Genomic DNA, 15,246 nt, shown 5'->3' on the forward strand with positions numbered 1-15,246 from the left:
CTAAGATTATTTACGACGCACAATGTGAGCCGGACAGCCTACTACGGTAACTTCTGCAGGGACGTCGTTAAGAATTACTGCACCGGCACCAGTAATTACCGTATGCCCTATGCTAATTTGGTGGATTAAGTTAGAACCAATACCAATCCAACAGTAATTACCTACATTAACCTCTGCCGCTATGTTCACGCCTGGCGAGATATGTACAAACGCATCTATAGTACAACTGTGATCAATATTAGCGCCGGTGTTAATAATTGACCCTTCGCCTATTTTTGTACCGTAGTTGATGCAAGCATTGGCAACGATCATAGCCCCGGCACCTATTTCACAAAAATTACTTACCGTGGCGTCTTTTGATATAAGGGTAGCAATATTCAAACCTAACGTTTTAAACTGAGTTAGCTTTAAGTCTCGGCGTTTATTATGGCTAAGAGCAATAAAAATTTCATCGTAGTTGTTGCCGTGGTCAATTAAGTCTTGTTCGTTACCTACTATTTGCCAGTGACCACACTTAGTTTCTTTAGGAAATTGATCGTCAAAGAAGTAAACTTCGTAGCCGTTTTGTTGGGCGATTTCTGCGGCTACTTTACCGTGATCGGCTATGCCTAATATGGCGAGTGTTTTTGGTTGTAAAGGCATTAAAGGTTTCCTTAGGAGAATAGACGGGATACAGGTTTCATTTAGAATACAAGGTTGGGATAAATATACAATAGGTGTAAATCAAAAAATGTATTCATTTTGGCATTTCGCTATTGGTTGGCGTGAATTTAAATCATGGATGATTTAACTTAGAATTACCATGGATGGTATAAATTCTGTATTCGCGCGTTATGGCGCAGCCACTTTCCCCTTCGGGGATTACGTCCGAATGAATTCGGACCAACCGGGTACTACGTTAGTTTTAATTCGGAACTAGAGTAAGTTTTGGTAATAGAGAATTTGCGGTTGAAGCTGTTGCATCATTTGGTTTAGCTTTAGCTCATTGCTTTGATCTAAAGCATCAATAAGTTTAAGCCACACTAATTGTACTTCAGGGGTGTTTTTGCCAAATTGATGGGCATTTTGTAAGTAATGCACCATATGCTGGTCAAACTCGCCCAAGTGCCATTTGTTTAATGCTAATGCAGCCCAAGTTGCAGGCCATGTTGGTCGTAACTTAGTTGATTGTAAATATAAGCTATTGGCTTCTTTTAACGTGGACAATGTCGCAGCGTTTAATCGCACCGCCCATTCAAATATTTGTGCTTTTTTTTCTAAATATTGTGGGTGTTGATGTAGAAAAATAGCAGTATCGATAGATGATAACATTTCACTGTATGCCAAGTTGAAATGCTCTGCTTTTGTTTGCGGTTTTACTTTGGCGTAATTCTTATTTGGCTTTATCACACTGGCATAGGTTTTTGTGATGTTGCTTAATTTGTTTTCAGCACTTTTAAAGTATAAATTGGCTGTGCCCCATTTGGCAGCAACTAACATTAATAGCACCAAAATGGTGGTAATGATTGCTTTCACCACAGGTTCTTTCAGCCTATCACGAGATTCTGCGTGTTTTAGCTGCTTTAATTGGTTTATGTATTCTTCTAGTTTTATTATAAAATTCATATTTTTACACTATCGTTTCGAATACGCTTTGCTTCGATAACTACTTCGTCATTCGTAGCCACGTAGTGACGTATTCGAAGTAGCGAAGTTACGTATTCGTAACTTAGGCGTTTGTATAACCGTATTGATCGTAATATCCAGAGAACTCTTCATAGTCGATGGCTTTTTGTAAGTCGACTTGGTTCAACACAACGCCGCCAATGTTTAAATTGGCTTGATTTAGGCGTTTTAAGCTTGCTTTTATTTGGCTTTCTTTAGTGCTTGCTGCCTTTATTACGTATAAGGTGGCGTCAGATTGTTTCGCTACGATCATGGCATCACTTACCGCGAGTATTGGCGGTGTATCAATAATAATTTTATCGTAGCGCTGTCTTAAGTCATGAATTAATTGCTTAAACTGATTTGAAGCCAGTAATTCTTGCGGGTTCGGTGGTAACGTGCCGGCAGGCAGCACATCTATGTTACTTTCTTTGTCGGTAGTTATGCACTGCTCTAACGTGTTGTTACCGGCAATAAAATCAGAAAGGCCAGGGCCTTTAATTTTGAAGTTTTTCGCCACTTTCGGTTTACGTAAATCGGTGTCAATAATAATGGTTTTTTGTAATTGACCAACGGCAAAGGCTAAATTAGCGGTCACTAAGGTTTTACCTTCACTGGGGATTGTTGAGGTAATTGATACCACTTGCACGGTGTTATCAAGGTTTAACAATTGTAAACTGGTTCTTAGGGTGCGCACCGCCTCAGAAAAGGCATGGTCGTCACCGGTAAAGAAATGATAATGTTCGACTTGCTCGGCAAATTGTTGCTGTTGTTTTTTAGTTTCTAAATTGCTGCCCACCAATGGCACTATGCCTAATAAATTTTGATGTAATCTGGTTTCTATATCACTAACAGAACGTATGGTGCTGTTAAAGGCTTCAAGTAATAAGGTGGCGCCTACGCCAACCATAACGCTTAACATAAAGGCTAATACTACAATCAACTTTTTATTTGGCTTAGCTGGTGAATAAGGCACAGTTGCTGGATCAATAATACGCCCTATTGAGGTTTCAAATCCTTGTAGCTCGGCGGTTTCTTTTAAGCGATTAAAAAATGCTTGGTAAAGCTTATCATTGGTATCTACGTCTTGTTTTAACTCTCGGCGCGTACTATCAACTCGAGTAAGTTTTTGATACCTAACTTTTGCCTCAGCAAGCGCATTTTCAGCTTGTTTTGTTTGTTTTTGTGCGGTGCGATAGTCACTGCCAATACTAGCGATTAAACGGCTGATTTTATTGTTGATGTTGTCTAACACTTTATTTAACTCGGCGTTAGCGGCGATCATTTTAGGATGCTTGAGCCCGTAGGTTAGGCTTAATTCAATAATTTTATTTTCAACGTCGAGCTTTTGTTGGTGCACTATTTTTAAATTTGGATGATTAAGCACTTCAGGCAAATTAGCCAGTGTTTCTTGCTCGTCTTTGCTGGCATTTAATAGTGCGTAAATGTTTCCTGTTTGCTCTTCAACTTGTTTAGCTGTTAATACATTTTTTGAAAGCTGTTCAATTTCTTTCGCCGCCAAGCTTTTAATGCCGCCTAAATCGACTAACGAGTTAGCTTCTTCAAAGTCTTGTAGTTTGTCTTCTGAGGCAATTAATTTTTCTTTTAATCCTGCTAAAGAGTGATTTAACCATGTTGCAGACTTTTCTACTCGCTGTAAATTAACGTCCATGTGGTTGTTAATATACGCTTTGGCAATTGCATTGGCAGCCAATGCGGCAAATTCTGGATCTTCGGATTGAAATGAAATGATCACCAATTCAGTTTTAGAAATGGGCGATGCTGACATACCACCTAAAACGTAGCCAACAATGCCATCAAATTTATTTTGCTGTTGCTGTTCTTTCGTTACAGGCTTACTTGGCGGTGGCGGATTTAACAACTCTTTAAATGCCTGCCAACGGCTTTTAGGCTTCGGCGGTTGATTGAATAACGGATGTTCAACAAGGTTCAGGTCGCGCACTACTTTTTCAGCAATAGGTGTAGAGGTAATAATTTCTAGCTGAGTGTAGTAATACTCTTGGCGCGAGTCGCCTTCATTATAAATATCGTTTAGTTCAACTACCTTTGATTGCTCTTGTTCAATAAGCATAGTGCTACTAGCAACGTAAATAGGCGTACGTGATTGGGCAAAAATGATCGCAAATAAAGTTACCACTACAGACAACGCGATAATGCGCCATTTACTGCGATAAATAATTTGCCACAAATGTTTTAAATCGATTTCGTCATTAAATGATTCTTCTTTGGAAAACTGCTCAGCCATACTATTCCCTAAAAGAAACTTTGTTTAACGGTAATAATGTCGCCAGGACCCACTTTGGTATTAAATTTTACCAATGTTGCGGTTTGCTCAGGATCATTACTTTTGATCAAATATATTTTTGATTTTGAGGCGCGCTCGGTAAAGCCCCCTGCTAGTGTTACCGCTTTAGCCACCGTTAACCCTGGTTGGTATGGGTAAGCACCATCTTTTTTCACTTCGCCATCAATAAAAAAGGGCCTGTACTCTACTATGGCAACCGAAACATTAGGATTAATTAAATAATCGCCTTTTAAACCGTTATGAATGTTTTTTTCAAGTTCAACAACGGTTAAACCGCGCACACTTATTTCGCCTAAAAATGGGTAGGTAATGTTGCCACTATCAGATAGCAAGGTTTGTTTACTTAACTCAGGCTCTCCAAAGACTGTGATATTGATAGTATCGCCGGTATCTAATAAATAGCGATCAATTGCATTGGCATTACTGCTAACAAATAACAAAGACAGCGTGATAAATATAAAAGTACAATGACTAAATTTACTTGATAACTTTGAAAAAACACGGAAAAAATTGTTCATAAATTTATAACTGAAGACTCTTAGGAAAATGGTTAAAAAGAAGCACGAATACCAACTGCTATGGTGTTTCCTTCATACTCTACCGCATCTATATTACTTTTTCGCTTTGCATTTAACAATGATAATGACAAATCAATATTACGGTGCATTTGATAAGACATGGTTGCACTGGCAATGGTATTTTCATCTTCTCGTCTAGTGTCACCATAGCTGTCATCACTAAATTGAATACTTAATTTGGTAGCAATGCGATCTAGCCATTGATGCTGCCACGACATGTTGTAGTTAGTATTTTCAATAGAGCTACCTTGGCCTTTGGTTTCAGATAACGAGCGCGACGTAGAAAAATCAAAATTTGAATAGGTTAAAGGCGTCCATAATATTCCAACTTGCCAACGTATACCGGATGTATCTCCCCAGCGGTCATCATCAAATGTTCTATCTGAATAGCCAACTCTGGCATAACCAGTAGTAATTGAACTGCCCTGCCATTCTATCCCTAAAAATACACTGTTATCTTCGCTGTCTAAACTTGCTTGATTTGGCCTAGGTTTGTCATAACTTACCGTGCTGTGACTCGCACTAAAGGTAATTTTAGTGAATGCTCCGGTTTTATAATTGAACGTGCTGCCTATTTGGTTTTGTTGGTATTCACGATTAGCAGTGAAGTCTAATGAGTAGTCAAACTGAGGGATATTTAAGTCGTTTATAAAAACGCTGTCCCAGTTTACTTTTGAAAACTGATAATCAATGTCAATATTAGCTTGAGCGGTTTTTGCGCCAAAACTGTATTTTGCTTTTGCGCTATATTGCTCAAAACCTGTTGGCTGCTTTAAAATACCAGCGAATCCGATAGAATAGCCTTTACCGCGCTGTTCGTAATCTCTTACATAGTCTGCTTGTAGGTTTAAGCGATGCTTACTGGCTACATTTAAGCTAGTTAATGCCGAAAAATTATGTGCGGTATAATTATCGTCACTACTTTGCCAATAGTTGTAATTGCTTAATTCGTAGCTTAATTGGTAGTGGTTTAGATTACGTGTTTGCGACAATTCAAACTTAGGAGCTATAGTGCTTATCCAAGAGTCTTGTTTGTTGTCGTCATTATCTAAGAAGTTGTCTTGGTAGCTAACTTGTCCAGCAACTTGTGGGGTGAATTTAAAATCACCAAGATCAAATTTCTGTGGTGTTATGGCGTAACTAGGTGCTATTGCAATGGCTTGCATTAGAAAAAGTAAAACAGCAGTAGATTTACCACAGAAGCCCATTAACGCATTAAACCCTAAATATTATTATTAGCTTGTTTATATTATTTTTATTCGCACTTAAGGTACGTTTTTATGTCAACATTACTTCCCTGTATATTGCGATATTAGCACGGTTAATGACAAGTTATCTACCCTTACAATTCGTTAAAAAAATGTAAACCCAAATATTAACATTGCGTTTTTTTCTATGTTTAACAGTTAGTTGTACATACGTCAAAATTTGGTAGTGGTTTTTATTGAATGTAGTCCGTAATTTGCAACCCAAGCGAGTGCTAAAATCACATGAAAATAGGCCACATTTGCAGGAGCTTGTAAGTTAAAGTCAACACTAATATGAATCAGCATACCTATAATGGCCATGGTGGTACCAAACCCTAGCCCTCTTAAAAATCGGCTGTTACGAGTGATCATTGCATTGATAGAAATGATCAAACAATACAGTACTAAAATCCCCATCCAGATAGTCGCCGGTAAACCGTACTCAGTAGTAAATTGAATGTAGTCGTTGTGGGCGTGATCATAAAATCCTTTTATATCATTGCCCTGTACTAATGGAAACGTTGAATAAAAACTGCCTCCACCGGTGCCTGTAAGCGGGAAAAACCTAATTAAATCTAACGAATATACATTTACCTCATCGCGTTCTTCGGTTTGCATACTTGTTTGTTCAAGTCTTTGTTTAACTTTGTCTAAACCAAAATAAGCACCCAATATAAAGGTATCAATAATCAACAGACTAATGATTAACCACATCAAGCTTTTACTTTTATACTTCATAAACTTATAGGCAATTATGCCCGTGATAGTGAGGGCAACAAAAAATGCAGTATTCCCCATACGTGAGCGTGTTAACACAATAGCAATAACCATAAGCGCTAAAGCGATTCTAAGTGCAACCTTACCCGACATTAATGTTTGTAAAAATTGAGCCAATGAATAACCTTTAGCTCTTAGTTTATTTTTGTCTAAGGTTGCCACCAAAAAGCCAATACCAATAGATAAAGTAAGCATTAAAAAATTGGCGAAATGGTTTTTATAAACAAATGTTCCCGTAGCAATTTCACTATTCTTCAAGCCTAAAAATGGCGTTGCTTCAGCGTCAGATAGCGCAACAACAGCACCGTAAAAAGCTTGAAAAGTACCAGCGATAATTATGCATAACAATAATAATTTTAAACGTTTAAAGTTATTAAGCAGCATTAACACACATAACATGATACAAAAATAACTAATGCCTTTTAATGTGGCTATTTGTGCTTGTACTGGATCTAAGGCAATAGGTAACCAAGCGTTAATTTCACTTGGATTAAGGCTAGATTTTTGGATTAAATAAGAATTATAACTAACTACTTTGAGTAAATACTGAGGCAAAGGGACTAGCTGGATTATTTGATATATGACGAATCCGCCAATACCAACAATCAGCGGTAAATATGATTTAAATTGCTGCTTTATTTGCTCTACGGGATGGCTATAAATGATAGCAATAACCATGGCAAAGCTGGAAAACTCCATTAATGACCATGCCCAAGGCCGATTTGAAGCAAGCGGTATAGGTAGCCACAACAGCAACACTAGCAATACATAAAAAACACTATTACTTAGTTTGGAGTTTTGATGAGTGGTATGCATTAATGACTGCAATATATTAATGACCTACTTTTTATTATTGAATAGACAGAGTTTAAAACTGCTATAATAAAGGCCCTAACGGGCCTTTAGTTTGATTAATTTCCAGAGGCTGTTTGTGCACTTATCCCTGCACCAGGTCCACCATTGCCATTGCCACCACCAAATGTTCCAGGAGGGATCGGCGCGCCTAAGTTTAATGATTTACGCTTTTGTATAAGTTGTTGTTCAGTTGTTAGGCTTGCTAGTTGTGTAGGTTTACTAGGTTGTAAGTTCAGTTCACTTTTCGCGGCATTTACAATCACAACATCTGTGTTGTCAGGTGCTTTTAAAGGTTTACCCTCACTAGCAATTTGTTGCTCTAACGCTTGTTTTGCTTGCTTATTTAAGTTGGCTGTTAACTGCTTTTGCTTACCACGTTTAATTTGTTTTTCTTGTACTTTTAAACGTTGTTTATCTTCTTTAGTTTCAACTAATACTACTGCTGAGTCTGTAACATAATTGCTTATATCTTCATTGTTTTCAGCTACTACTATGTTTGAATCTGTAGAATCTTCATTTTCACTCGATTCAACCTGTTCATAATCAGCAATTAATTGCACTTGCTCACCATTATTAACGGTAGAAATTGCGACCACCGACGATACAAAAAATAATGACAGCAAAAATACTCCGGTTTTACGTTTCATAAAATCCTTCAACTTTTCATAGTTAACTTTTAAATTTAGCAAAGTACCTCCTTACCAAATTTTATATTGTTTATCAAAATCCTGATCGACAACGATGATGAGTAGGTCTTGTTGCACAAAATTTTGCTAAGGCATCAGAGTTTACTGCATGTGAGGTTTTAGGGCTCATTAACGTTGTTAAGGCAACTGGGGTAACAACCGCAAGCTTGCCGTACTTTTTTAAAAAGCTGCGACGAGTTTGTTCACATTCATCAACGTTTTCGTCTGTTTCGACATTTTTTTTATTATTCATAACAACATCTACTTGGTAATTTTTATTGTTTTGCTTTGTTGTTTAGAGGTTTCAGAATTCCTGTTACACAACGGTTACAATTGAAATTTACCATAAGGACAAGACCATTGTAACTGCTTTGTAACAAAGATTTGTAACAGATGGATATTCGAAGGGAAATAACTTGAAAGAACTAAGCCATTAAAATAACTGCGATTATTTTAATGGCTGACATCAGCATTTGAATTTTTTAAGGGAAAATATGCAGTAAAAATATAAACTCAAGGAAGGCAAAACGAGCAATAAACAATTCATATAAAGGTAAGTAAAACACCGTGAAACCCGCTGTTACACTACTGTTACACACGCTTACAATTACAGCGCCATCATCATGGTATAGTCGAGAGTAAATAACTTGTTAGCGCTTTGTTTACATAAAATAAACACCAAACAACTCTCACAATTTTACAATAATGTGTGTTAGTTGCGGCTAGTCAGTAATAAGTTTGTTTCTTTACACAAAACATATTGAGAAGTATTGATGATAAAAAATGCCAAAATTGATTTAACAGGCTTTTGGGAAGTTTTTGCCGATGATACGGACACAGCAGTTGAAGTTGTGAAGATGTTTTCTGATTATGCTCCCAACTTACTAGAAGAAATTGAAGTTGCCCTTACCGAGCTAAACGTAGAAGCGATGTTATTAAAAATTCATCAGTTGAAAGGAACTATCGCCTACTTAGGGTTTAACGAGGTATTCAACTTAGTGAAGAACATCGAAGCAAGTATTAAAGAGCATGGGTTACCAAGCGGGGCCGGCGATTATGCTCACTTGAAACAAGAAATTATGACTCTTGAGACACATTTAGTACAAGAAGTTTTGTAAGGTTAGTACCATGAAAGTCTTAATTTTAGAAGATGACCCTATTCAAAACCATATTATTTCTACTCATGTAAATAATATGGACAATTGCTCGGCCAGTTCTTTTTTTGATGTACACAGTTGTTTGTTTGAAATGGCGGTGGTCGACGAGCCGTTTGTGTTAATTACTGACATTCAATTACAACAACATTCTATTGTAAATATTATTAAAGAGCTCAAACAATTTGATCTTCTAGCCGGTTTAATCATTGTAAGTGCTCTTGAATCTGAAGTTATTCAATCGATAAGCCTTTTAGCGAAGTTAAGTGGCGTTGAGCAGGTAAAACATTTTCCCAAACCCATTTTGAAGAACGATTTAATCAAAGCTGTTAGTGAGATAATTAACTGCAATAGTAATCCCTTATATTCACCGCACATTTTTATTGAACATCAATTCAGTAACCACAATACCATGGCGTATTTGTTGGATGAAAAATTTCAACCTTATTTTCAACCTCAGCTGTGCGCAAAAACGCTACAAATTACCGGTTTAGAAATATTGGGTAGATTACAGCTTAAAGGTAAAATTTATCAGCCCGATACATTTATTCAACCACTGATTGATTACCGTCAAATAACCAGATACACACTTTATATTCTAGAGAAAAGTGTGAATTTAATAAATCAATACAACATTAAAAATTTAACCTTGTCTTTGAATATGGAATACGACAGTTTATGCGAGCCTAACTTTGCATTTAAGTTGTTAGATATATTGAGTAAGTATAATTTCCCCTCGCATAAATTAATTGTCGAGATGACCGAAAACCGTTCAATATTAACCAAAGCCGTTGTCGCCAATTTGGCTGAATTACGCATTGCCAGGGTAAATATCTCTGTTGATGACTATGGAACTGGGCAGTCAGGTATTAAAGAGCTGATAAATTTTCCATTTTCTGAGTTAAAAATTGACCGTTCACAGGTTAAAGACATGCTCACCTGCGAGAAAGCCGCCAATGTGGTAAAAGCCATAGCGTCAATGGCTAAAGCATTAAAATTAAACTGTGTTGCCGAAGGGGTAGAAAACCAGCAGCAAGTAGATGCTTTAAAAGCTATAGGTGTAGACACCTTACAAGGGTTTCACTTTTGTAAGGCTGTGCCTTTATATGAATTGCAACAAATTGATGAAGAGTGGAATACTCCAATATTTCAATCTATCGAAGATTGTTATGAGCTTTAGTAATGACGAGTAGCACAGTGAAAATACTTAGCCATTCGAACCAACAACATTTTTGTTTTCGCAACAAAATGATAGATCTATTATGAAATTAAAAAAATATTTTTACATATTACACAGTGTCATATTTTTTTTACTGGTAAGTAATTTGATCATCAGCTTTTATTACATCGATAAAGTTGAAGATGCTGCTCACCTTTATGATAAGCGGCAAAGCTTTCAAAAAATTGCTTCTCGCTACAAAGAAAACACCGACAATTTAACTCGGTTTGCCCGAAGCTATGCTGCAACATCTAACCCTAAATATTTGGCTAATTTTAAAGAATTGCTTGCCGTACAGCTTGGCGAACAAGAACGATCGCTTGATGATTTGTTGCCTTACGCGCAAAACCCAAAAATTGAAAATAAGCTGATGCAATTGGCAGGGCAAAAAATATCTCAAATTGAACTGTTAGAAACACAAGAATTTAGTATGAGCGAAGCATTGTTGTTGAAAAAAGCAGTAATGAGCTCTAATGAGCTTGCTAAAATTGAAAGTCAGGCATTTGAAATAATTAATCAACGAAGAATTGAACAAGGCTCAACCCCCACTAAGAGTGATCCGGCGATAGATCTACTATTTAGCAAGGAATACGAGCACCACAAGGTGACCATCAATTCTTACATTGAGAACTTTATCACTTTGGTAAATTCTCGCATTAATAATGAATACAAACTTGCTGAAGAGCAACTGTCATTTTATACCTACTTGATGATTTTTCAAAAAATTTGTATCACTTTAGCGCTAATAATAAGCGGTATTGTTTTATTAAAGCACATAGCGAAACCCTTGGTGAGTTTAAGTGAAAGAGTTGCCTCATTCACTCATGATAACTTTGTAAAGCACCTTGATATTAAAAGCCCAATTCATGAAGTGAACAGTTTATCCAATAATTTTAAATCGTTATTTTCACGGATCGGCGAATATATCAATGAGCTAAATATGCAAGTTGAAAAATCGTCAGTACTAAGAGAAAAAGCTGAGGTGGCAAACCAGGCTAAAACCGATTTTCTCGCCAATATGAGTCACGAACTAAGAACCCCATTAAACGGCTTAATGGGGTTACAATACTTACTGAAAGAAACACCGTTAAATGACACACAAAGCGACTATGTAGACAAGCTAATAGGGTCGTCGAAATCACTGTTATTTATTATTAATGACATTTTAGATTGGTCTAAAATTGAAGCTGGAAAGCTCAAGTTTGAAAAAATTGAAACTAACACAGAACAGATGCTTGATGAAGTGCTTGGGTTAACCTATTTGCAGGCATTTGATAAACAATTGAAATTTAGCTGTGAGATAGCAGATAACGTGCCGCAATTGGTAAAGGTTGATGCAAACCGAGTGAAACAAATACTGCTAAACCTTATTAATAATGCCATTAAATTTACCAATAAGGGACAAGTAAGTGTAACGGTAAGTTATGAACAAATCTTGGATGAAAACTTTGTCGTGTTTAACATTTCAGATACAGGTGTTGGTATTGATAAAGTATTTTTAGATAATATCTTCACTCCGTTTGATCAAGGAGACAACTCAACCACTCGAAAATTTGGTGGTAGTGGTTTGGGTTTAGCTATTTCAAAAAAATTGGCAACTAGCATGCACGGAAATCTAGCAATTAGCAGCGACAAAGGTGTTGGAACTGTTTGCACCTTATCCTTGCCTGTAAGCGAGCAAAGTAATACAAATTTCGCCGATATAAAGAATGATAAAGCACTCAGCTTAGATGTGATTAAATCAGCAACTTTGGATGATTATAAAGTGCCTCATTTACTGGCAGATTTAGGAATAAACACCAGTTACATGAGTCTTGCACAAGCAATAACTCCTTCAATAAACAGCGATAAAATCAAAAAATCTGAGTTATTGATGTACGTTAGCAGTGAATTACCCTTAAATACTTTGACGATTAAGCAACTGCAGCAACGCTACTCGAAAATTAATTTTCTTTGGGATCAAAAAATTAGCAAGCATTGTGATGTTCCAAGCAGTACTAGCAATTACATTCAGCTACCGCTTTTGCCCAATAAATTTTTAAATGCTTTACAGGCAAAACATACTGAGATGCAAACTGAAAGCAAAAATGATGGCCACTGGTCTCATTATGATTTAAGCAATCTAAATATATTGTTAGCAGAGGATGTTAAATTAAATCAATTAGTTGCCAAACAAATTATTGCAAAGCGCAATGGTAAAGTTGACATAGCCAATAACGGTATTGAAGCTATTTCAATGTTATACAAAAAACATTATGACGTTATTTTAATGGATTTACATATGCCTGAAATGGACGGTTACGAAGCAACAATGCGCATTAGAAAACACAAAGACTGGGATAATATCAGTATTATTGGTTTAACGGCTGATATTAAAGAAACCACCAGAGATTTATGTTTTGAAATAGGCATGAACAGCTTTTTAGCAAAACCATTTAATCCAGATGAACTTATGCGGACAATTAACCAACATTGTGTGCCCGCAACTTTAGAACAAGCAAATTAAGGCTTTGTATGATAGCTGAACATAAATTACCAATAAGCAATACCAGTGTATTAATTGTTGAAGATGATAAAATTGTATCGTTTACCCTAAAACGTCAATTAGAAGCACAGGGCTTTATTGTTCATCAAGCTTTTAAGGGCGATGCTGTAGATAGAATGGTGATCCGTCATACGCCAGATTGTATTCTACTTGATATTGGCTTGCCTAATATTAATGGCTATGACGTTTGCATAAATTTGCGTGAATATTATAAAGGTCCAATTGTTTTTCTAACCGGCAATGATACAGACGATGCTGAACTAAAAGGGCTACAAATTGGCGCCGATGACTTTATTGCCAAAAACCGCTCTTTTAAAGTTCTATTAGCTAGGTTATTACGTTTGTTAGAGTCTAAACATGAGGTGCAAAATGCCAACAAAGCATTTTATTTAGGCGCGTTTAAGTTTGATAAACACCTGCATTTATGTGAATTTGAAGATGAAGAAATTTCTCTTACCAATGACGAATATGAACTTTTGTATTTTTTGCTAATTAACAAAAATACAGTAGTTACCCGAGATAAAGCATACCAAACTCTAAAAGGAATAAGCTACAACGGCTTAAGTAGAGGAATGGACGTGAGTATTTCACGACTAAAAGCAAAGTTGGTTCAAGCAGGGATTTGCTCTGACTTTATTAAAACAGTTCGCTCTAAGGGCTATCGCTTATCGACTCAGTCACTGACAGAAACAAAATGATAGAGTACCTGAATTAATTATGAACAAATTTTGTAAGTTCCATGCTCTATCTTTTCTTTTAGTCGTTACAATTATGGTGTTTGCCATTACTACATTAAATGCGGTGGATCGATCATCACGATTAGTTGACCAATTTTATCACCAATCTTTCACTGTTTCAAAAGCGTCACACTCTATCGTTTATCACATTGCCGAAATTAAACATTTAATTTATCAGCAAAGTGCTGGAGTGGGTAATAAGCAAGATTTCATCACAAAAACAAATCGCTTAGAGCAAGAAATTGTCAGCCAATTTGATGTCATTTTCAAACAATTCTTAGGTGATAAGAAAGATATTGAAGAAGTATACGAATCTTATTCAAAGTGGTTTTCTGTACTTGAACACATTCCAAATATAGAACGTATCCAAGAGCCAAGTTGGTTTGAAAACAACCAAACTGACTTAATGAAATTGTTTGAAAATATAGAAAATACCGAACACCAAGTTAAAGATTTTTACATGTTCGCTTTTTCTAAAGCCAACGAATTTAAACAAAAATCAGAAAAAGACCAACAAAGTGTATATGTGTTTTTATTCATTGAAACGATCTTTATCTTGCTGTTAATCGGCGCCGTATTGTATACATTTAATCAACGGTACATTGCTAATAAAAAAGTCAAAAATGAACTAAAAGGCCTAGTAGATCAGTATTTAATGGTTGCCAGATTGGATAGGAATGGCAAAGTAATAAGTGCATCAGATGCTTTGTGTCATTACGTTGAAAAAACTGAGCATGAGTTAATAAGTCAGCCTTTTCACTTTTTTGACCTTTCGCCAGCACGCGAACAAGTAGAACAAAAAATTTGGTCTGTGATCAAAAATGGCAATATGTGGCATGGCGAGATTCGCCGATATAATAACGCAGGTAAATTACAATGGCTTACATCAAGGATACAGCCTATATTTTCTAGTGATGATAAAATTTGCGGTTTTACTAATGTTCTTATTGACAGTACAAACCGACAAATATCTTTGATTGACCCGCTCACGGATCTGCCCAACAGAAGAAGTTATCAACAACGAATAGAAAGTTTTTTACAAACCTCTAAACAATTTCATTTGCCTATTAGTTTAGCCATTTTAGATATTGATTTTTTCAAAAAGTACAATGATAACTATGGTCACCCACAAGGTGATAAAGCGTTAGTTATGGTAGCGAACTGTTTACAACGCAGTTTACTGGATACCGAGCATGAAGTTTTTCGGTTAGGTGGTGAAGAATTTGCTATTTTGATCAAAAACTTCACCTATGATGAAACTGAATTTTGGCTGAATGACTTAAGAAAACATATTCAGCAACTAAACATTGTGCATGAATTTAGTGACAAAGATAAATCATTAACCGTATCTATTGGTTGTCATTTTAAAAGTCACATTATTGATATGAGTGATGATGAGGTTTACCTTTGTGCAGATAAGGCCTTGTACCTGGCTAAGTTAGAGCGTAATAGTGTATTTATGAACAAATAACAGCTGC

Annotated in this window: 13 protein-coding genes; 5 read left to right on the forward strand and 8 right to left on the reverse strand. The window is 36.3% G+C overall.

The features are described 5' to 3' along the window. Positions 1–6: 6 nt before the first annotated feature. From RGQ13_RS13885 to RGQ13_RS13920, 8 genes are all read right to left on the reverse strand, one after another. On the reverse strand, positions 7–642 hold the full coding sequence (locus RGQ13_RS13885) for an acetyltransferase (protein ID WP_348390341.1): 636 nt from the start codon (positions 640–642) through the stop codon (positions 7–9). A 273-nt stretch (positions 643–915) separates the two neighbouring features. Further along, positions 916–1,605, reverse strand: a complete 690-nt coding sequence (locus tag RGQ13_RS13890; protein WP_348390342.1) for a hypothetical protein — start codon at positions 1,603–1,605, stop codon at positions 916–918. Between the two features lie 103 nt (positions 1,606–1,708). Further along, a complete protein-coding gene (locus RGQ13_RS13895) occupies positions 1,709–3,910 on the reverse strand; it encodes a GumC family protein (RefSeq protein WP_348390343.1) in 2,202 nt (733 codons plus the stop codon). Positions 3,911–3,918: 8 nt separating this feature from the next. Further along, positions 3,919–4,488 (reverse strand): polysaccharide biosynthesis/export family protein, encoded by a 570-nt coding sequence (locus RGQ13_RS13900; protein ID WP_348390344.1) that lies wholly within the window; start codon positions 4,486–4,488, stop codon positions 3,919–3,921. A 32-nt stretch (positions 4,489–4,520) separates the two neighbouring features. Beyond that, positions 4,521–5,756, reverse strand: coding sequence for an outer membrane beta-barrel protein (locus tag RGQ13_RS13905; protein WP_348390345.1), 1,236 nt, complete (start codon positions 5,754–5,756; stop codon positions 4,521–4,523). Between the two features lie 213 nt (positions 5,757–5,969). Further along, on the reverse strand, positions 5,970–7,388 hold the full coding sequence (locus RGQ13_RS13910) for an O-antigen ligase family protein (protein WP_348390346.1): 1,419 nt from the start codon (positions 7,386–7,388) through the stop codon (positions 5,970–5,972). A gap of 95 nt (positions 7,389–7,483) precedes the next feature. After that, the gene (locus tag RGQ13_RS13915) at positions 7,484–8,074 is read right to left on the reverse strand and encodes a hypothetical protein (RefSeq protein WP_348390347.1); all 591 of its coding nucleotides are present in this window, start codon (positions 8,072–8,074) and stop codon (positions 7,484–7,486) included. Between the two features lie 73 nt (positions 8,075–8,147). Continuing rightward, positions 8,148–8,366, reverse strand: coding sequence for a hypothetical protein (locus RGQ13_RS13920; RefSeq protein ID WP_348390348.1), 219 nt, complete (start codon positions 8,364–8,366; stop codon positions 8,148–8,150). 520 nt (positions 8,367–8,886) lie between these two features. Between RGQ13_RS13920 and RGQ13_RS13925 the strand changes: the two genes are divergently transcribed. From RGQ13_RS13925 to RGQ13_RS13945, 5 genes are all read left to right on the forward strand, one after another. Then, positions 8,887–9,231, forward strand: coding sequence for an Hpt domain-containing protein (locus tag RGQ13_RS13925; RefSeq protein WP_348390349.1), 345 nt, complete (start codon positions 8,887–8,889; stop codon positions 9,229–9,231). A 10-nt stretch (positions 9,232–9,241) separates the two neighbouring features. Further along, complete coding sequence (locus RGQ13_RS13930) at positions 9,242–10,447, forward strand: EAL domain-containing protein (protein ID WP_348390350.1); 1,206 nt, start codon at positions 9,242–9,244, stop codon at positions 10,445–10,447. Positions 10,448–10,529: 82 nt separating this feature from the next. Continuing rightward, positions 10,530–12,992, forward strand: a complete 2,463-nt coding sequence (locus RGQ13_RS13935; protein WP_348390351.1) for an ATP-binding protein — start codon at positions 10,530–10,532, stop codon at positions 12,990–12,992. Positions 12,993–13,000: 8 nt separating this feature from the next. Continuing rightward, on the forward strand, positions 13,001–13,729 hold the full coding sequence (locus RGQ13_RS13940; protein WP_348390352.1) for a response regulator transcription factor: 729 nt from the start codon (positions 13,001–13,003) through the stop codon (positions 13,727–13,729). Positions 13,730–13,748: 19 nt separating this feature from the next. After that, complete coding sequence (locus RGQ13_RS13945; RefSeq protein WP_348390353.1) at positions 13,749–15,239, forward strand: diguanylate cyclase; 1,491 nt, start codon at positions 13,749–13,751, stop codon at positions 15,237–15,239. The last annotated feature ends 7 nt before the right edge of the window (positions 15,240–15,246 follow it).

Source organism: Thalassotalea psychrophila (genome assembly GCF_031583595.1).
In the GTDB taxonomy this organism is placed as follows: domain Bacteria; phylum Pseudomonadota; class Gammaproteobacteria; order Enterobacterales; family Alteromonadaceae; genus Thalassotalea_A; species Thalassotalea_A psychrophila.